General features: G+C 66.0%; 18 protein-coding genes. 7 read left to right on the top strand and 11 right to left on the bottom strand.

Annotation, left to right across the window (positions count from 1 at the left end):
* Positions 1-224: 224 nt before the first annotated feature.
* The 4 genes from HNO81_RS14125 to HNO81_RS14110 all read right to left on the bottom strand — a co-directional run bounded on the left by HNO81_RS14125 (position 225) and on the right by HNO81_RS14110 (position 3,388).
* Positions 225-980, bottom strand: a complete 756-nt coding sequence (locus tag HNO81_RS14125; RefSeq protein ID WP_175318741.1) for an NUDIX domain-containing protein — start codon at positions 978-980, stop codon at positions 225-227.
* Positions 977-2,083, bottom strand: a complete 1,107-nt coding sequence (locus HNO81_RS14120; protein ID WP_175318740.1) for an AAA family ATPase — start codon at positions 2,081-2,083, stop codon at positions 977-979. The genes HNO81_RS14125 and HNO81_RS14120 overlap by 4 nt, the downstream gene beginning before the upstream one ends.
* Position 2,084: 1 nt before the next feature.
* Positions 2,085-2,747: a nicotinamide riboside transporter PnuC gene (pnuC, locus tag HNO81_RS14115; RefSeq protein WP_175318739.1), complete on the bottom strand. Its 663-nt coding sequence runs from the start codon at positions 2,745-2,747 to the stop codon at positions 2,085-2,087.
* Between the two features lie 179 nt (positions 2,748-2,926).
* Positions 2,927-3,388, bottom strand: coding sequence for a GatB/YqeY domain-containing protein (locus tag HNO81_RS14110; RefSeq protein ID WP_175318738.1), 462 nt, complete (start codon positions 3,386-3,388; stop codon positions 2,927-2,929).
* 179 nt (positions 3,389-3,567) lie between these two features.
* Between HNO81_RS14110 and HNO81_RS14105 the strand changes: the two genes are divergently transcribed.
* Both HNO81_RS14105 and HNO81_RS14100 read left to right on the top strand, forming a co-directional pair.
* Positions 3,568-5,175 (top strand): phospholipase D-like domain-containing protein, encoded by a 1,608-nt coding sequence (locus HNO81_RS14105; protein ID WP_175318737.1) that lies wholly within the window; start codon positions 3,568-3,570, stop codon positions 5,173-5,175.
* Positions 5,176-5,309: 134 nt separating this feature from the next.
* Positions 5,310-6,335: an NADPH:quinone reductase gene (locus HNO81_RS14100; RefSeq protein ID WP_175318736.1), complete on the top strand. Its 1,026-nt coding sequence runs from the start codon at positions 5,310-5,312 to the stop codon at positions 6,333-6,335.
* 4 nt (positions 6,336-6,339) lie between these two features.
* Here the strand turns inward: HNO81_RS14100 and HNO81_RS14095 are convergent, their stop codons facing one another.
* From HNO81_RS14095 to HNO81_RS14080, 4 genes are all read right to left on the bottom strand, one after another.
* A complete protein-coding gene (locus HNO81_RS14095; protein ID WP_175318735.1) occupies positions 6,340-6,531 on the bottom strand; it encodes a three-helix bundle dimerization domain-containing protein in 192 nt (63 codons plus the stop codon).
* A gap of 167 nt (positions 6,532-6,698) precedes the next feature.
* Complete coding sequence (locus tag HNO81_RS14090) at positions 6,699-6,929, bottom strand: hypothetical protein (RefSeq protein WP_175318734.1); 231 nt, start codon at positions 6,927-6,929, stop codon at positions 6,699-6,701.
* 74 nt (positions 6,930-7,003) lie between these two features.
* Positions 7,004-7,975: a glycosyltransferase family 9 protein gene (locus tag HNO81_RS14085; protein WP_175318733.1), complete on the bottom strand. Its 972-nt coding sequence runs from the start codon at positions 7,973-7,975 to the stop codon at positions 7,004-7,006.
* Entirely contained in the window at positions 7,972-9,105 is a 1,134-nt protein-coding gene (locus tag HNO81_RS14080; protein ID WP_175318732.1) for a glycosyltransferase family 9 protein, read from the bottom strand. Before HNO81_RS14080 ends, HNO81_RS14085 begins: the two co-directional genes overlap by 4 nt.
* A gap of 206 nt (positions 9,106-9,311) precedes the next feature.
* Between HNO81_RS14080 and HNO81_RS14075 the strand changes: the two genes are divergently transcribed.
* From HNO81_RS14075 to HNO81_RS14055, 5 genes are all read left to right on the top strand, one after another.
* On the top strand, positions 9,312-9,614 hold the full coding sequence (locus HNO81_RS14075) for a DUF4193 domain-containing protein (protein ID WP_018761323.1): 303 nt from the start codon (positions 9,312-9,314) through the stop codon (positions 9,612-9,614).
* 183 nt (positions 9,615-9,797) lie between these two features.
* Complete coding sequence (locus tag HNO81_RS14070) at positions 9,798-10,529, top strand: M50 family metallopeptidase (protein WP_175318731.1); 732 nt, start codon at positions 9,798-9,800, stop codon at positions 10,527-10,529.
* Positions 10,530-10,569: 40 nt separating this feature from the next.
* The gene (locus HNO81_RS14065) at positions 10,570-11,658 is read left to right on the top strand and encodes a glutathione S-transferase family protein (RefSeq protein ID WP_175318730.1); all 1,089 of its coding nucleotides are present in this window, start codon (positions 10,570-10,572) and stop codon (positions 11,656-11,658) included.
* Between the two features lie 46 nt (positions 11,659-11,704).
* On the top strand, positions 11,705-12,814 hold the full coding sequence (locus HNO81_RS14060; protein ID WP_175318729.1) for a serine hydrolase domain-containing protein: 1,110 nt from the start codon (positions 11,705-11,707) through the stop codon (positions 12,812-12,814).
* A gap of 93 nt (positions 12,815-12,907) precedes the next feature.
* Positions 12,908-13,987: an FUSC family protein gene (locus tag HNO81_RS14055; RefSeq protein WP_175318728.1), complete on the top strand. Its 1,080-nt coding sequence runs from the start codon at positions 12,908-12,910 to the stop codon at positions 13,985-13,987.
* 60 nt (positions 13,988-14,047) lie between these two features.
* Here the strand turns inward: HNO81_RS14055 and HNO81_RS14050 are convergent, their stop codons facing one another.
* From HNO81_RS14050 to HNO81_RS14040, 3 genes are read right to left on the bottom strand one after another with little or no spacing between them, the layout of a single operon-like run.
* Complete coding sequence (locus HNO81_RS14050) at positions 14,048-14,959, bottom strand: MaoC/PaaZ C-terminal domain-containing protein (protein WP_175318727.1); 912 nt, start codon at positions 14,957-14,959, stop codon at positions 14,048-14,050.
* The gene (locus HNO81_RS14045) at positions 14,956-16,296 is read right to left on the bottom strand and encodes a 3-oxoacyl-ACP reductase (RefSeq protein ID WP_175318726.1); all 1,341 of its coding nucleotides are present in this window, start codon (positions 16,294-16,296) and stop codon (positions 14,956-14,958) included. Before HNO81_RS14045 ends, HNO81_RS14050 begins: the two co-directional genes overlap by 4 nt.
* Before the next feature lie 9 nt (positions 16,297-16,305).
* Positions 16,306-17,658: an acetyl-CoA C-acetyltransferase gene (locus HNO81_RS14040; RefSeq protein WP_175318725.1), complete on the bottom strand. Its 1,353-nt coding sequence runs from the start codon at positions 17,656-17,658 to the stop codon at positions 16,306-16,308.
* Positions 17,659-17,660: the final 2 nt, after the last annotated feature.

Genomic DNA, 17,660 nt, shown 5'->3' with positions numbered 1-17,660 from the left:
GTCACCCGCGACACCCATGTGGCCCTAGCTAGGCCGAGCGCTTACCGCCCAGCAGGGCCGGTCGTTCGGAAGCTTTGCTCACCGTCGAACCTCGTTAGAGTACCGTCGCCGGTTCGTGCTCGCTCAGGGCGAGTATCTTTCCATAGTGATTCTCCGTGGCTTCACCCAAGCCCCAAAACAGCGCCCAGTCAGATGAACCCGCCGCCACATCCGCCTGCAGACGCCTACGGGGTGCGGGGCCTGGCCAGGGGCGGATGGATATGCCTGTCTGTGGCGCGGAACAGGGTGGCCGGCGCTCCCCCACCGGCGGTGCGGGTCTTCTGCCCGGTGTCCTCAAGCTGGGGTGTCATTTTGCGCGTGAAGTTACCGGGTGCCATCGGCGAATTCCATACCGCCTCGTAGACGGTGCGCAGCTGTGTCAGGGTGAATTCCCCGGGCAGAAGCTGGGTGGCAACGGTGGTGTATTCCATCTTTCCTGCTAGCCGGTTCAGGCCGTCCAGCAGGATGACGGAGTGGTCAAAGGCCAACTGCCCTCCGGGTTTTCCAGCGAGGATCTCATGGGCCGGGTACCAGCCGGCGTCCGCTGCATCGCCCGCTCCGGCCAGCGCGGGCAGGGTGCTGCCGTTGGTGGCCAGCAGGACCAGATGGGCAGTGGAGACAACCCGCATACGGGGATCCCGAAGCGGGGCACTGTAGGTGGCAAGCTGCTCAATGTGGACCAGAAGGCCGCCAAGGTCCAGGCCGGTTTCCTCGGCCAGTTCACGGCGGGCGGCATCCTCGGCAGACTCCCGTGGCCCTACGAACCCTCCCGGAAGGGCGAGCCTGTCCCTGAACGGGTGGGTACCCCGGCGCACGAGGGCCACGTGAAGGACGCTGCCCGCGACGGCGAAAACCACCAGGTCAGCAGCCAGTGCAACCGGGGGGTAGTCCCCGGGGTTGTAGGACTCCAGGTAGTTTTCCTCCGTCTGCGGGCCGTTCATAAACTCGCTCCTTCCATGACAGTGCGGGTTGCCCAGGGCGGAGAGGTGAAGCCGTTGCGCTGGGAAAGGAGCAAGTCAATGATTTCAGTCGCGGTCTTCATGCGCCGATCATGGTCACCGGTGAGCAGGATCCAGGAGTGTCCCTCCTCCGTCAGGGTCTCCTTGAACCATTCAGTCATCTCGGCCCGGCGGTGTTCGCCTTCGCGCCAGCCGTCGTCTTCGAATTCCACCCCCTCATGGTCGGTGATGAGGTACAGGTCACGGCGCGGCAGGTTGTCCATGGCGCGGTAGGAGCCATAACTGCGCTCCCCCAGGTAGAACCGTTCCCACAGCGTGGTGGCCAGGGCGTCTGTGTCGGCAATGACCAGCGGGCAGGTGTCCGCGGCGGCGTTCTCCAGTTCGTTCTGGCGGGTGGCGATGACGCTGAAGTCCTGCGCTGTCCAGACCATGTCCGCCAGCTCGGCATTGGGGCGCCCGGCCCGGAGGGCATCGAATTTTTCGTAGGTGTAGTCCCGGCCGTACTCGGGCACATCCGCGATCCGGGGGAAACGGGGGCGGTAGTGCTCCATCAGGGCCTTGGTGAGAGTCGTGGTGCCGGTGGATTCGGCACCGACGATGATGATCCGGGTGGCGAGTGCCTGCCGGGCCGGGGCGATCACGTAGGGCCACGCTGCGGCCAGGTCGTCGCGGCAGAGCGTGCCGCTGACCGGGTAGGTAGCCCGGGTCAGGTCAACGAGCACGTGTTCCGCCCCGAAGTAGCCGGCGAGCTGGGCACCGTATTCCTCGGACGAGAAGACGGCGTCAATGGTCTTGATCCCCTGCGATTTCAGGGCCAGGCGCATCAGCTCGTTCTGCGCCTTCCAGATTTCCTCTGAGTTGTAGTCTTCGGGGCAGTCGTTCGGCATGGCGATCACCTGGACGTTGGTGTCCCTGAATTCGGCAGCCAGCCACGTGGCCCGCTCGGTGACGGTGATGGATTCGAACCGGGTGCCCAGAACGAGGACGGCGACCTTAGTGGACTGCGCGGCGGCAGCAGCTATCAGGTGGGCGTGGCCAGCGTGCGGCGGGTAGAACTTGCCGATGACCATGGACTGGGTGAACATGTCAGGCTCCTGCGGGGACGGTGGTGGCGGTGATGGTTTCGGTGGTGCGGGTGCGCTTCCAGTCGACGAGGCCGTAGATGCACAGGGCCAGGAAGCCGATGTAGAGGATGCCGGTCAGCGCCAGTCCGCGGCTGAAGTACAGCGGAATGGAGACGAGGTCGATGAGGATCCAGACGTACCAGTGCTGGAAGATTTTCCTGGCCTGGCCGTAGGTGGCCAGCAGGGATGCGGTCAGGACGAAGGCGTCAGGCCATGGCACCTGGGAGTTGGTGCCGTGGGTGAGGGCCAGGGCGACGGCGGCCGTGCCGGCCACGGTGGCGGCGATGCCCAGGAGGGCTTCCTTGCCGCCGGCGTCCCGTATGGGCAGGTCGTCCTTGGTGGCGGTGTCTGCGCTTCCGCGGACCCAGTTGATCCAGCCGTACACGGAGACGGCGGCGAAAATCACCTGTAGGGCAGTTTCGCCGTAGAGGCCGGCACCGAGGAACAGCATGATGAAGGCGATGTTGTTCAGGATGCCAACGGGCCAGTTCCACAGCTTCTGGCGGGCCACGCCGTAGACGCAGGCTGCGCCGGTGACGAACCCGATGACTTCGATCCAGCTCACAGGGGCACCGAGGAGGTTGGGAATTGCCGGGGAGTTAATCCAGTCGAGCAGCGTCGTCATCGCCATCGCCTTTCCTAATTATCAATCTGATAATTAAAAGCTACCAGGTAATTATCAGACTGACAACAACCTCGGCGGTGGGCACCGGAAACACCCCGTCGGATCCCCCTTCGGGCAGGGTGTCGCGCACCGGGCTTACCGCTCGGCGTCGGTATCCGGACTGCATGCTTACTCGGCAGTCAGGCCAAACGGGCCTTGACCATCTCGCTGACGGCCTTTCCATCGAAGCGTCCGCCGATCTTGGGGGTGACGGATTTCATCACCGCGCCCATGGAACGGACTGACAGCTCAGCGCCGTCAGCCTGCAGCCCGGCGATTACTCCGTCCACGATGGCTTCGGCCTCTTCACGGGTCAGGGCCGTGGGCAGATAGGCCTCGATGACCTTCGCTTCGGCAATTTCCGCCTGCGCGCGGTCATCGTGACCGGCAGCGGCATAGGTGGCAGCCGTTTCCCGACGCTTGGCAGCCTCTTTCTGCAGCAACGCGGTGACCTGGCGGTCGTCCAGCTCAACCGGAGCTTTCCCGGACTTCTCGCGCGTTTCAATCTCACCGAGGACGTTGCGCACAGTGGTGAGCGCGACCTTGTCCCCCGCCTTCATGTGGGCAATTACGTCGCCCTTCAACTGTTCCTTCAATGACATGCCGAGCCTCATTCTCTTGGGGGCTGGAAGCGGCCCGGGACAAGCCTATTCCCACGCGGCCGGACCGCAGCTGCGCCATCACGGGTTGTCCACCCCAGGAAACAGCCCGTGTGTGCGCAGCCATAGGCTAGTTTGGATTCCGCGACGGCCTGGTCCCCAGGCCCCGGAAGGAGCGCCAAGTGGACAGCACGGCACGCAAGTGGTTCCTGGGTCGAAACGAGCACGGAAATCCCGCCTCAAGCATCCATCGGGATGGCACGGACTCTGCTCCGTGGTCGGAAGGCAACCTCGTGACGCCCTTGGTGCATGGTGCAGCCTACTTTTCCAGGCTGCACGAAGAACTGTCCTCCCTGGAGGCTGGAGACCGGGTCTGGTTCACCGACTGGCGCGGTGACGGTGATGAGCAGTTGGAACCGGGTGGTACGACGATTGGCGGGCTGCTCGCGGAACTGGCCCGGTCCGGCGTCGAAGTACGCGGCCTTGTCTGGAGGTCACACGGCGAACGGGTGTCCGCCCCCATCAGCGGACGGTCAAACGAGCTCCTCAGCCGCCAAATTAACGACGCCGGCGGGGAGGCGCTGCTGGACCAGCGCGTCCGTCTTTTCGGTTCCCACCATCAGAAACTGGTAGTCATCCGACGTCGCGACGACCCCTCCCGCGACGTCGCTTTTGTAGGGGGAATCGACCTTTCACACAGCCGCCGCGACGATGCCCGCCATACGGGAGACCCGCAAGCGGTAAAGATGGATCCACGCTACGGGCAGCGGCCGCCGTGGCACGATGCCGCGCTTGAACTGCGCGGCCCTGCCGTAGCCGATGTGTTGGCCGTGTTCGCCGAACGGTGGAACGACCCCCACCCGCTGGACCGGAGAACACCCTACCGGATGCTGCTGCAGCGACTTGCCCGCATGCCGCGGCACCCCAAACCGTTGCCGGAAGCCGCGCCGCCTCCGCCACCGGCCGGCCCACACGCCGTCCAGCTGCTGCGAACCTATGGTGTGAAGCACCCTCCGTTCCCTTTCGCTCCCAACGGAGAACGGAGCATAGCCAGGGCGTACGCGAAGGCTTTCGCCCAGGCCCGCTCACTCATCTACATCGAGGACCAGTACCTGTGGTCAACCGAGGTGGCAGCCGGCATTGCAGACGCCCTCAAGCGCAACCCCAGCCTGCAAGTCATCATCGTGGTGCCCCGGTACCCGGACTCTGACGGTGCCCTTGGCGGACCCCCCAAGCGCCTGGGTCAACTGCGTGCCCTCAGCATGCTGCGCCGGGCCGCGCCGGACAGGGTGGGAGTGTTCGACCTGGAGAACACCGAGGGAACCCCCATCTACGTTCATGCCAAAATCTGCATCATCGACGACACCTGGTTCACCTGCGGGTCAGACAACTTCAACCGCCGCTCCTGGACAACCGACAGCGAACTCACCTGTGCGGTCATCGACACTTCGGCCGGCCACACACCCGGTGAGAGTTGGGGCGGGCCTGGCACCCACCCGCTGGCCAGGAAGCTTCGCCTCCAGCTCTGGGCCGAGCACCTGGGCCTTGACCACAACGACCCACGGCTCCAGGCGGACGGCGGCGAACTCCACCTTTGGAACAGCGCAGCCGATGCCTTGGACCATTGGCACCGCGCCGGCCGTTCGCAACCCCGTCCTGCTGGGCAGGTCCGCCACCATACGCCCCAGCCTGTACCTCAGATCCACCGGCTGTGGGCCGATCCCATCTACCGGTTCATTGTGGACCCGGATGGCCGGCCGCGCCCGCTTCGCGGCACGTCACGGTTCTAGGCAAGCAATAACGCGCGCCGCCGAATCAACCCTGCAGGAAATTTGGACACGGGCGGACCCGGGCGCCGCGCCCGCGGCGTCCTTTCGATAGGTTGGAGCGGTAACGGGATCCACAACCGGACGTGGGAGAAAACGTGAAAGCAATCGTGTACCAGGCAACAGGGCCCTCATCCGTGCTGACCCTGCAGGACAGGCCACTGACGGAGCCGGGGCCGGGTGAGGTCCGCGTCCGGGTGATGGTGTCCGGAGTGAACCCTACTGACTGGAAGTCACGGGCCGGGAGCGGAAGCAGCAAGCTGGACGCCCCAAAGGTTCCAAACCAGGACGGAGCCGGCGTCATCGATCAACTGGGTCCCGGAGTAACCGGCTTCGCGGTGGGCGACCGCGTCTGGCTGTGGGATGTTGCGTGGGGTGGCAATGAAGGCACCGCCCAGGAGTACGTGGTGGTGCCCAGCCACAAAGCCGTGGCCCTTCCCGATGCAGAGTCCTTCGACACCGGGGCCTCCCTGGGCATCCCTGCCCTGACGGCCCACCGGGCCCTGACATCGCACGAGGACGGACCGGTCCGGCTTTCCTCCGGCGCCCTCGCCGGTCGAATCGTCCTGGTCACTGGGGGCGCAGGCGCGGTCGGCCACGCGGCCATCCAGCTCGCACGGTGGGCCGGGGCCACCGTCATCACAACCGTCAGCGGGGACCGTAAAGCTGAACTGGCGCGCCGTGCCGGCGCTGAAACGGTCGTCAACTACCGCATTGACGACGTCGTTGAGGCCGTCCGTCAGGTGGCGCCGGACGGCGTCGACATCATTGTGGATGTCAACGCCCCCGCCAACATCGAAACGGACCTGAACGTCCTCAAACCGGGCGGAACCATCTCCATTTACGCGGCGAACCCCGGCGAGTCACTTACGGTTCCCATCCGCGAAAGCATGACCGGCAACGTCCGGTACCAGTTCATCCTCACCTATACAGTCACCGATGGGCAGAAGCAGCATGCGGTGGCCGCCGTTGCGGACGCCCTTGCCGACGGCGCACTCCGGGTCGGCGAAGAACACGGTCTGCCGTTGACGCGGTTTACGCTTGCCCGGACGCCGGATGCCCATGATGCAGTGGAGCAGCAAACGCCCGGAAAAGTGCTGATCGACGTTTCCGGGACGCCCTGAACCGTCATTGCGAAAGGCGGTCCCGGGCAGCGTGCTCGACCAGCACCGGTATGAACGCACGCACCCTGCCCGTATCCAGGAGGCTGTGTTCCTGCTGGACCACGTCTTCTATGTGTTCCCTGGACAGGCCGGGAAACTTTGCCGCAAGCCTGTCCACCACATCACCCAGCGCCCGCAACTCTTCGCTTACTCCCATCGGGAAAGTGTCTGGGATCGGGCCAACCCCGTCAAGGGGTTCTCCGGCGGCGAGCGCGGAGACAGCGTCACACGTGCGGAGGGAATGCGCGACGGCGAGCGCAAGGCTGTGCCAAGAGATATGGACCCGCGTCTCACCCGGTTGCACCCACCCGCGCAGCGCCGCCGTCAGTGCGGGTGCAGCCGCCGGGAACGCGGATGCCGGATCCGTCCCGGGGCATGTGGCCCCGCCGTCACTGGACGGTACTCAACCCGCCGTTTTTCCATCCGGATGTCACGCCGCTCCTGCCTTCGGGCTTTCCTTTCGGGCCGGTCGATGGCGGACAGAATGGTCAAGGTCACGGTCATCCAAAGGAACGCCGCCACCAACACCAAGGCGATTCCCAGCTCAGTGTTCATGCCCCTAATTTTAAGCGGACGGGAAGGAGCCGCGCCCCGCAGGAGCCACACGATTACCGCGTAAACCCACAGCCTTACAGCAACCCGAGTCCCCGGACGGCCGCCACAACATCGTGAGCCTGGACAGCAAGCAGGGCGGGATCCGGATCGGCCGCGAAGGTATCCCCGCGCCGGAGCCCTGCCCGGGTGAGGACGACATGCGGGCCCGGCGGCGGGCCCCAGATCTCCGGTGGCGCCGGCCCAAACAACACCACAGACGGGGTACCGTACGCCGAGGCCAGGTGTGCAGCGCCGGTATCGGCCGAGACCACGACGCGTGCGGCAGCAATCGTGGCAGCAAACTCCCCCAGGCCCAGCGCCCCGGCAAGCACGGCGGTTCCGGGCAGCCCGGCACGGCGGCCTACTTCCTCCGCCCGGGCCCGCTCGGAGGTGCCCCCGGTAAGGACCACACGGTGGCCGTGTTCGGTCAGGAACGCTGCCACGGCGGCGAACCGCTCCTCCGGCCAGAGCCTGCTCCCATAGGCCGCTCCCACGTGCAGGACTGTTGCTCCGGGGACGGGGCTGGGAACAGGCGGCGCGCCTAATTGCACGTCCAGTGGGTCCGCTTCTATCCCATGCCACTCCAGGAGCCTCACCCAGCGCTCGCGCTCGTGGAGTTCCGGACGCCAGGGTGGCCCATCCCGGCGTCTGGAGCGGTGGGCCAGGGTCCGGCGGGCCTGCAAGGCCTCAATCCGCCCTTGGCTCTCCGGGCCACTGCCGTGAAGGTTGACTGCCACGTCCACCACACCCGGTTCCATCGCCAGCGGCTCATCCAGGCCGTGCGTGGGCAGCAGTTCATAGCCGCCCACCAGGTCCAGGGCTTCGGACAGCCACTCCTGCGCGGCATATCGGAGTCGATGGCCGGGGAATGCGCGGCGTATCCCCTTCAACGCCGGCACGGCAACCAGCAGGTCACCAAGTTTCAAGGCGCGCAGGACCAGTAGCTCCGGCTTGCCGTCAGTGGGTTCCGGCGTTTGGACCTCCTCCACTGCCACCCGGCCGCTCATGCATCCTGCCCGGCGGAGGTGGTGGTGAGGCTGACCACGTCCCGCAGAACGTCGGCCACGTCTATCCCGGCAACCAGCGAGTCATTATGGGCACAGCGGGGTGCAGTCCAGCCCACCTGGGTGATGTCGATGCCGCAGGTGGGGCAGGCGGTAGCCCACGAGGCGTGGATGCGGTGGAGGCTGCGCCCCAGCGCCCCCGCATTGATGACGTTGCCCACCCAAAAAATGCCCACCGTGGGCACTCCAAGGGCCTGGGCCAGATGCCGGGGGCCGCTGTCATTCGCCACCACAACGTCAGCATCCACCAGCAGCGTTACAAGACCCTCGATATTCAGGCTGCCAGCCACGGACTTTACTGCCGGCGAAGCTGCGCGTGCGGCGATCCCTGCTGCCAGGTCCTGTTCGCTGCGGTCACCGATGATGACGACGCGCGAGCCGTCAGCTGCGCAGGCGGCAGCAACATCCGCGAACTTGGCCGCGGGCCAACGACGGCGGGTATCCGTGGCCCCGGGGTGGACAACCACCAGCGGCTGGTGGCTGGTGCCGGCTTTCGAGGCTGCAGCCCCGGGAGCGGGCGAAAGCCGGGCCTCGAGATCGATGGGACGAGCACCCGCCAGTCCGGCCACCTCCAGGGCACGAAGAGGCTCGTGCTGGTAGTAGAGATACGGCACGGTGCGTTCAAGCCGTGCTGCATCGGCCGTCCGGGTCCCCGCCGTATGACGGGCACCCAACCGCAGAAGGAAGGGGTTCGAGTATCGTCCGCCGCCATGGAGCTGGACGGCCACATCAAAGTTGCGTGCCCGCATGCTGGCAAAGAAGCGGTCCAGTTCAGCGGCTTCTTCTTTCCCGGGCCGGACGCCTTCCGCGAACGGCAGGACAACCACGTCATCCACGGGGCTTTGCACCGCCGCGAGGAGCGCTTTGTGGATCGGCGTGCCCAACAGGGTGATGGTTGACCCCGGGTAGGCGGCCTTCAGTGCGGCCATCGCCGGAAGCGCAAAGATGAGGTCCCCCAGTCCGCCCCCGCGGAGGACAGCGATCCGGGATACAGCATCGAACTTCTCCAGCACGGGACCCACACCCATCCCGATCTGTCCTGCGCCGCCAAAGTCCGCCGCGAGTAGGTCCATCAGCTGTCCCTTCCGTCCTGGTGGGGAACAACGCGGGCCGTCCCCTTGGCTGTATCAGCAGCCGCGCAGCGGTGGGAAACCTGCTGTCGCTCCTTTTGGATCCCTACCCAACCTGCAGCAGATCTACGCTTCCTGTTGGGGAATACCGGCTTGATGCTGTACGTTTCATACCCGACAGCCAATCAAAGAAAAGAGAAGCACCCAAAGTGGCAACCGATTACGATGAACTGCGGTCCGACGTCAAGGAATCGCAGGACAACTCCCTCGAGCAGCTCCAGTCAGCGAATGCTCCCGACGCCCGCAGTGTTGTGCAGGAGTTGGACGAAGCTGACGGGCTTGACGGCGCCGGGGTCCCTGGCGGCGAATTCGTCGCTGAGGAGCTCGTAGTCCAGGTCATCCCGCAGGCAGAGGATGAATTCACCTGCTACTCCTGCTTCCTGGTCCGCCACCGGTCCCAGATTGCCCGGCAAAAGGACGGCCACAGCTACTGCACCGAGTGCGAAGGCTAGCCAAGCAGCTTTCCGAGGGGCAGGCCCGCTCTGTCCCGTCCGAAAGGCACGCCGTACCAGGCGTGCCTTTCGGCTTTAAGCCGACCGGTTCCATCTCTGCCGCCGGTGTTCGGCGTGCACCCAGCCCAGACGCGTAGCGTTGGGCGGTACGCACGACGCCGGCCCGGCACCCAGGAGGCAACATTGGACAGCCCTGCCAGCTTATGGACCACCTTCAGTGCGGCGTTCACCCAAACAAGCGTGCCCACCATCACGTGGGTGGAACTGCTGTTGTCGCTGGCAGCCGCCGTCGGGCTGTCCGTTCCCCGGCGAAGCTGGCGCTACTTCGGCCTCCTCGCCACGGCCACCCACGAGCTTGGCCATGCCTTTGCTGCCCTGACCACCGGGCAGCGGCTCTCCGGCATCCGGCTTCGGCTGGACCATTCCGGAACCACCACCACTTACAGCAGGAGCAGGCTGGCAGCCGCCTGGTCCTGTTTCTGGGGGTACCCGGTGCCTGCCCTGGCGGGAGCCGCCTTTGTCTGGTCCGGCCTGAATGGTTGGGGACCGGCAGCCATGGCTGTCAGCACGCTGGTCCTGGCCGCTTCGCTCCTGTTCCTCCGCAACCTCGCCGGATTCCTCATCACCGGTGCCGCACTCGGCGGAACGGCTGGGCTCACGTTCCTTGCACCGGCTTCCTTTACGGGACACGCCGCCGTCATTTTCGGCCTCGCACTTCTCGTTGCCTCTGTCCGCGACCTGCTCAAGCTCACCGATGTTCACCTCCGCCGCCGGGACCGCCTCAGCAGCTCCGACGCATATCTTCTGTACCGCGCCACCTCCATTCCTTCAGTCATCTGGATTGCCTTGTTCACACTCATCGTGGCCGGATCATGGGTGGTGGCTTCGCGGCCCATCGTGACAATCCTGCTGTGAGGCGCCCTGGCTGCAACGGCGGCCAGCATAGGCTTGGGTCATGAGCCAGGAAACGGAAAGCACCAGCGCAGCGACTGACCAGACCAACGGGCACAGTACCCGCGGAGCCTATGTGACAGGTGGGGCCGAATTCACCCGGGACACCAACTACATCGAGGACCGCATCACCAGGGATGCCGCACCCGGCAGCAACGGTGAACCGGGCTGGCCGGTGGAAGCCGGGCGCTACCGCCTGATCGCCGCACGGGCCTGCCCCTGGGCAAACCGCACCGTCATAGTCCGCAGGCTGCTGGGGCTTGAGGACGCCATCTCCCTCGGCCAGCCCGGACCCACACACGACGCGCGCTCCTGGACCTTCGACCTGGATCCGGACGGAAAGGACCCGGTCCTGGGCATAGAGCGGATCCAGGAGGCCTACTTCAAACGCTTCCCGGGGTACCCACGCGGGATCACCGTACCGGCCATTGTGGACGTGCCCAGCGGCGAAGTGGTGACCAACAACTTCCCGCAGATCACGCTTGACTTCTCTACCGAGTGGACAGCGTTTCACCGGCCGGGCGCCCCGCAGCTGTATCCCGCCCACCTCCGCGCTGAAATCGACCAGGTCAACAAACGGGTGTTCACGGAGGTCAACAACGGCGTCTACCGCTGCGGCTTCGCTGGGTCCCAGGAGGCCTACGATTCAGCGTACGAACGGTTGTGGACCGCCCTGGACTGGCTTGAAGAGCGCCTTTCGCAGCAGCGCTATCTGGTGGGTGACACCATCACCGAAGCGGACGTGCGTTTGTTCACCACGCTGGCACGGTTCGATCCCGTCTACCACGGACACTTCAAATGCAACCGGCAAAAGCTGAGCGAAATGCCCAACCTGTGGGGTTACGCGCGGGACCTCTTCCAGACCCCGGGCTTCGGCGACACCATCGACTTCGTGCAGATCAAGCGGCACTACTACGTGGTACACGAGGACATCAACCCCACCGGCATTGTGCCCGTCGGGCCTGACCTGGCGGGATGGATGTCGGAGCACGGCCGGGAATCCCTGGGAGGCCGCCCGTTCGGGGATGGCACTCCCCCGGGACCTGTCCGTCCGGGCGAGGAAGTCGCCCCGGGACACGGAGCCAACGCCTAACGGTCAACCGCAGGCTGGAAATCGCTTTCCTCCTAGACTGGGAACCATGCAGACTTCTTTGGGTTTCGTCGCGCCGGGGTATGAGGACGTCCTGACACTGTTTGAGTCCTTCCTTGCGGAGGACTCCCGTTACAGCGCACAACTTGCCGCCTACCGGAACGGGATGCCGGTGGTGCACCTGACGGGCGGTCCTGACATGGCGCCGGACACGCTGACCGGCGCCTACTCCTGTTCAAAGGGCGTCGCCGCACTGGTCATTGCCCTGCTGGTCCAGGACGGTGTCCTTGACCTGGACCAGACCGTGGCGCATTACTGGCCGGAATTTGCCGTACACGGCAAAGACCGGTTGCTGGTCCGGGAGGCGCTGTCCCACCAGGCGGGGCTGATGGGCATTGAGGGCGGCTTTGGCCTGGACGAATTCACCACGTCCCGGGCCGCCGCCCGGCTCGCCGCTGCCGCTCCATCCTGGGAGCCCGGCCGCCAGTTCGGCTACCACGCGCTCACCATCGGCATCCTGATGGAGGAGCTGTGCCGGCGGAGCACCGGCGAAACCCTGCAGGACATCTATGACCCGAGGATCCGGACGCCGCAGGATGTGGATTTCTACCTGGGGCTGCCCGAAAGCCAGGACAACAGGTACCGGGATGTCCTGTACGACGCCGCCCCGGCGGACACCTGGATCGATCCGCTCAGCCTCGATGGCATGAACAGCAACGCCCCGGTCAGCACCATCATGGAACTGCCCAATATCCGCTCCGTGCGCGCAGCGGGAATGTCAGCGGCCGGCGGTGTGGGCTCCGCTGATGGACTGGCACGGCTGTACGCGGCAGCCACCACGGGCGTCCAAGGCAGTGACCCGTTCCTCACAGACGGGACCGTCAACGCCATGTCGAGGGAACAGGTTTGGGGCCTGGACCGCTCCTCCGGCCTGGACAATGCCTTCGCCGTCGTTTTCATGAAGCCCCATCCCTCGCGGAACTTCGGCAGCCACCGTGCGTTCGGCCACGAGGGCGCAAACGCAGCCCTCGGCTTTGCCGATCCGTCCTACGGCCTGGGCTTCGGTTACATCCCGCGGCGCGCGGAAGAGGGCCGAACTCCGGGCAGGGCACACCGCCTGGCCGCCGCTGTGAGGCGCTCAACAGCAGGTTTGTCCTGACCCACCTGCGGCCCTACTGTTATCCGGATGGGCAATACTCAGGCACGGCCGGATGCACGGTGGGCTCGGGGGACCCAACTTCTTAAACAATCGGTGGCGGGGCTTTCCGCTGCCTTCGCGGAACAGCGGCTGCAGCTGGCGGGGAAAGCGGCCATCGCAGCAGGACTGGCCTTCGCCATCGCGCCGTTCATGCCGGGCGCCGCCTCGCACTACGCGTACTACGCGCCGCTGGGGGCACTGGTGGCGATGTACCACAATGTCGCAGGGTCAGTGAAACAGGGGGCGCAGGCGCTGGCCGGCCTGGCCGTCGGAATCGGGCTTGCCTTTATCCTGGTCAGCATTACCCATCCGTCGCCACTGACCGTCGCCCTGTTCATGGGCATCGGCGTGCTGCTGGGCGGCCTGCCGGGCATCGGATCCGGCAGTGACTGGATTCCGACGGCGGCCCTGCTGGTTCTGTTGGTCGGGGGCAGCAATGCCGAAGATTTCTCCTACGGATACCTGGTACAAATGGCTGCCGGCGTGGCGGTGGGTATCGCGGTGAATTTCCTGATTTTTCCGCCGTTGCACCTTAACGCCGCGGCGGCGAGCATGGCCGACCTGCGCCAGGCCCTTGGCCGGCAGCTCACGGACATGGGCGCAGCCCTAAAGGAAAAGTGGCCTCCTGAACACGAGGACTGGTCACGACGGTCAGATGAATTGGCTGAGGCTGCGCGGTCGGTGCGTCATTTGGTGAAGGAAGCGGACGCAAGCCGCAGGGCAAACCCCCGCCGTAAGCTGCACCCGCGTGACATGGACCAGGACTACCGCGAACTGCAGAACCTGGAACGCGTTACGTTCCACATCCAGGACATGACGGATGTCCTTTCGGATGTTATTTACGAGGACGATGCACCCTACGCCATTCCTCTGCAGGACAACGGCCCGCTGGCGGACGCCGTCACCGCAACCGGAAAGCTGCTGTCGGTCCATACCGAGGGTGACAGCCAGGAATGGACCGACGCCTTCAATGCTGCCAAGGCGGCGGTGGAAGCCTGCATGGCCGCCACCGCCGGCCGGCCGGCTGCGGAAGGTACCGTCGCTGCATCAGAATCGGTCCTGCTCAGCCTTCACCGGATCCTCCGGGCGGTCCGGCCCCAGGATCAGGCCGGCACCGGCCCCAGGGCCGCGTGACACGTCCGCCCCCGGGCCAGAGCCAGGTCACACCCCTGGCCGGCGCGAACCCTGGCCGGGCTAGAGGGCGGACACCGTCCCGCTGAAGTGGCGACGCCCCGAACGCGGGCTCCAGGCAACAAAACTGGAGTGCTTCCAGGCCCCTGACCCGCTCTGTTCCGTCCCGATCTCCAAGGCGACGCGCGAGGGCAGGAACACCGGAGCCTCGAACGCCACGTCCCACCGGAACGAGTCGCCCCGGGCGGGTCCGACGTCCGCGAGCGCCCGCGAGGCTAGGTACATGCCGTGCGCAATCGACCGCCGCATGCCCAGGGCCTTGGCCGAGAGAACACTCAGGTGGATCGGGTTGAAGTCTCCCGAGACTGCTGCGTACGCACGGCCGGTGTCCACGCCCAGGTGCCACAGCGCTGTTGGGTCCGGTGCCGTGAAATCAGCTTTGGGCGGCACCGCCGTCGGTTTGTCGATGCCGGGCAGGAACACTCCCTTGGCGAGGTAGGTGGACACCCCGCGCCAATGGACGTCGCTGGAACCGGCACGCCGGACTTCCGCCACAACGTTCACCTGGGTCCCGGCCCGGTGTCCGCGAAGGTTCTCCACCCGTGCGGTCACGTCAAGCACATCGGTGAACACCAGCGGGGATTTCTGTTCCACGCTGTTGCCCAGGTGGATCATTCCCAGCAAGGGCAGCGGGAAGTCATCGCGGTTCATCACGCTCATGGCCAACGGGAACGCGATGGCGTGGATGAAACCGGCAGGGAGTACGTCACTGGCCGTTTCGCCGATGAGGTGCTGGTAGGCCGTAAGGTTCTCGACCCCCACGGTAACGCCCCGGACTTCGTGGCTCTCCGCCGGGAGGACGGAGGAGTCGTGCGCGCCCAGAAGCCTGCGCCGCGCCGCCTGCGCGGCGGCATTGACGTAGAGCTTGGACAACGACGGCATTTCGGCCAGGACCACCGGTTGTTGGGCCGTCATGCCCCCACCAGGTTCTGCCCGCACACCCGCAGCACCTCCCCGTTGATACCGCCGGCGGCATCACTGGCCAGGAACGCGATGGTTTCTGCGACATCGGCCGGCAGGCCGCCCTGCTGCAGGGAGTTCAGCCGCCGTGCCACCTCGCGGACAGCGAACGGGATGCGCGCGGTCATCTCGGTTTCGATGAAGCCTGGAGCCACCGCGTTGATGGTGCCGCCGAGCGGTGCCATCAACGGGGCCGTGGCACGCACCATTCCCATGACCCCACCCTTGGATGCGGCGTAATTGGTTTGTCCGCGGTTCCCGGCGATGCCGCTCGTGGAGGCAACCGAGACAATACGCGGGGACACCCTGAAATGTTCGGATGCCAGCAGGGCCTCGTTGATACGGAGCTGGGCGGCGATGTTGATGTTGATGACCGAGTTCCACCGGGCCGGGTCCATGTTGGCCAGCAGTTTGTCCCTCGTCACCCCGGCATTGTGCACCACGATGTCCAGGCGGCCATGCCGCTGGACGGCATGGTCGATGATGCGCTGGCCGGCGTGGGCCCCGGTGATGTCCACCTGAAGCGTTGTTCCCCGGACCTCGTTGGCTACTGCCGCCAGCTGGTCACCCGCTGCGGGTATGTCCACCAGGATCAGGGTGGCGCCGTCTCGGTGGAGCGTCCGGGCAATCTGGGCGCCGATGCCGCGGGCCGCGCCCGTAACGACGGCCACCTTGCCTGCCAGCGGCTGTTCCGGGTCGGCGGGAAGGCTGCCGTCCTCCGAGGAGACCGTCAGGAATTGTCCGTCCACGAACGCGGACCGGCCGGAGAGGAAGAACCTCACGGCACCCAATGTACTGGGACTGATGGCCGTGGTGTCTCCGGCAAGGACCACGCCGTTGCCGGTGGCACCTGCACGCAGTTCCTTGGCGAGGGAGCGCAGGAGGCCGTCCACTCCCTGCCGCGCTGCTGCGGCTTCGGGTGTGGATGCTTCCGACGCCGGGCGCGAGAGCGTGATGACGCGGCCGCCGGCCCGCAGGTCCCGGAGGGAACCTGCCGCCGCGAGGACCGGCTTTTCCAGGTCGGTGGGGTGCCCAACCTCATCCAGGACCATGATGATGGCACCCAGCTTTTCGGCAGGGACCGCGTGGCGCCGGACGTCAAGGTTCCAGGACAGCAGTTCGGCAGCGAGCTTGTCCGCGCCCGGAGTATCCCCCAGGACGACGACGGGGCCGGTGACCAGAGGCTGTCCCGGCTGGTAGCGGCGGAGGACGGCAGGTTGGGGCAGGCCGAGCTTCCTGGCCAGGTTGCGGCCCGGGCCGCTGTTGACGAGTTGTGTGTACGTATCTGCCACGGAAGCCTCCTACAGCGATTCCAGGATTGCGACGACGCCCTGGCCGCCGGCCGCGCATACGGACACCAGGCCCCGCGCTGGACGCCCGGTGGAGGCGGCCTTGGCGTGGAGCATCTTGGCCAGGGTGCCGACGATGCGTCCGCCGGTGGCTGCGAAGGGGTGGCCCGCCGCGAGCGAGGATCCGTTGACGTTGAGGCGGGAACGGTCGATGCTGCCCAACGCGCTGTCCAGCCCGAGGCGGGTGCGGCAGAACTCGTCGTCCTCCCATGCCGCCAGCGTGCTGAGGACGGTGGCAGCGAAGGCTTCGTGGATCTCGAAGTAGTCAAAGTCGGCCAGGGTGAGGTTTTGCCGGGCGAGGAGCCTGGGGACAGCGAAGACGGGAGCCATCAGCAGCCCGTCCTTGCCGTGGACGAAATCAACGGCGGCAGCTTCGGCGTCGACGACGGCTGCGAGTTTGGGCAGGTCGCGGGCATCGGCCCACTCATCCGATGCCAGGAGCACCGTGGAAGCGCCGTCCGTCAGCGGGGTGGAATTGCCCGCGGTCATGGTGGCATCCGCACCAAGGCTGCGGCCGAAGACGGGCTTCAGCGACGCGAGCTTCTCCAGCGACGTGTCAGCCCGCATGTTGGCATCGCGGGTCAGTCCCCGGTACGGGGTCATCAGGTCATCAAAGAATCCGGCATCGTAGGCTGCAGCAAGATTGCGGTGGCTGTTCAGTGCCAGTTCGTCCTGCGCTTCCCGGGTGATCTTCCACTGTGCCGTGGTCAGTGCCTGGTGTTCGCCCATGGTCAGCCCGGTACGTGGCTCTGCTGTGCCGGGGGCAACCGGGGCCAGGTCCTTGGGCCGGAGCCGGCTGAGGATCTGCAGGCGCTGCGGCAGTGTTTTGGCCCGGTGAAGGTCCAGGATGGCGTCGCGGAGCCCCTCGCTGACCACCACCGGCGCGTCGGACGCCGAGTCCACGCCGCCGGCAATGGCGGAATCGATCTGTCCGAGCTTGATCTTGTTTGCGAGGCCAACCACGGTTTCAAGGCCCGTGGCGCACGCCTGCTGGAGATCGTAGACGGGGGTTTCAGCAGACAGCGCCGATCCCAGGACCGCCTCCCTGGTGAGGTTGAAGTCACGGGAGTGCTTGAGGACGGCACCCGCTGCCACCTGCCCGATCCGTTCGTCCTGAAGTCCGAACCGGGCGATCAGGCCGTCCAGTGCGGCCGTCAGCATGTCCTGGTTGGAGGACTTTGCATAGGCTCCGCCCGCCCGGGCAAACGGAATCCGGTTGCCGCCGACGATCACCGCCCTGCGGGGCACCGGGACGGCAGGCCGGGCTGATCCGCCGGCGGAAATGGACTGTCCTTCTGTGGACATAG

It is taken from the genome of Pseudarthrobacter sp. C4D7, assembly GCF_013359725.1.
Taxonomy (GTDB): Bacteria; Actinomycetota; Actinomycetes; order Actinomycetales; family Micrococcaceae; genus Arthrobacter.
The sequence above is the reverse complement of the archived record's forward strand: the minus strand, read 5'-3'. Positions and strand labels throughout refer to the sequence as shown.

Coding starts and splice junctions, on each gene's coding strand:
- HNO81_RS14085 (WP_175318733.1), bottom strand. CDS start 7,975: ATGAGCGGCCGGGTGGCAGTGGAGGAGGTCCAAACGCCGGAACCCACT.
- HNO81_RS14080 (WP_175318732.1), bottom strand. CDS start 9,105: ATGGACCTACTCGCGGCGGACTTTGGCGGCGCAGGACAGATCGGGATG.
- HNO81_RS14095 (WP_175318735.1), bottom strand. CDS start 6,531: ATGGGAGTAAGCGAAGAGTTGCGGGCGCTGGGTGATGTGGTGGACAGG.
- HNO81_RS14110 (WP_175318738.1), bottom strand. CDS start 3,388: ATGTCATTGAAGGAACAGTTGAAGGGCGACGTAATTGCCCACATGAAG.
- pnuC (WP_175318739.1), bottom strand. CDS start 2,747: ATGACGACGCTGCTCGACTGGATTAACTCCCCGGCAATTCCCAACCTC.
- HNO81_RS14120 (WP_175318740.1), bottom strand. CDS start 2,083: ATGTTCACCCAGTCCATGGTCATCGGCAAGTTCTACCCGCCGCACGCT.
- HNO81_RS14125 (WP_175318741.1), bottom strand. CDS start 980: ATGAACGGCCCGCAGACGGAGGAAAACTACCTGGAGTCCTACAACCCC.
- HNO81_RS14040 (WP_175318725.1), bottom strand. CDS start 17,658: ATGTCCACAGAAGGACAGTCCATTTCCGCCGGCGGATCAGCCCGGCCT.
- HNO81_RS14065 (WP_175318730.1), top strand. CDS start 10,570: ATGAGCCAGGAAACGGAAAGCACCAGCGCAGCGACTGACCAGACCAAC.
- HNO81_RS14050 (WP_175318727.1), bottom strand. CDS start 14,959: ATGACGGCCCAACAACCGGTGGTCCTGGCCGAAATGCCGTCGTTGTCC.
- HNO81_RS14090 (WP_175318734.1), bottom strand. CDS start 6,929: ATGAACACTGAGCTGGGAATCGCCTTGGTGTTGGTGGCGGCGTTCCTT.
- HNO81_RS14060 (WP_175318729.1), top strand. CDS start 11,705: ATGCAGACTTCTTTGGGTTTCGTCGCGCCGGGGTATGAGGACGTCCTG.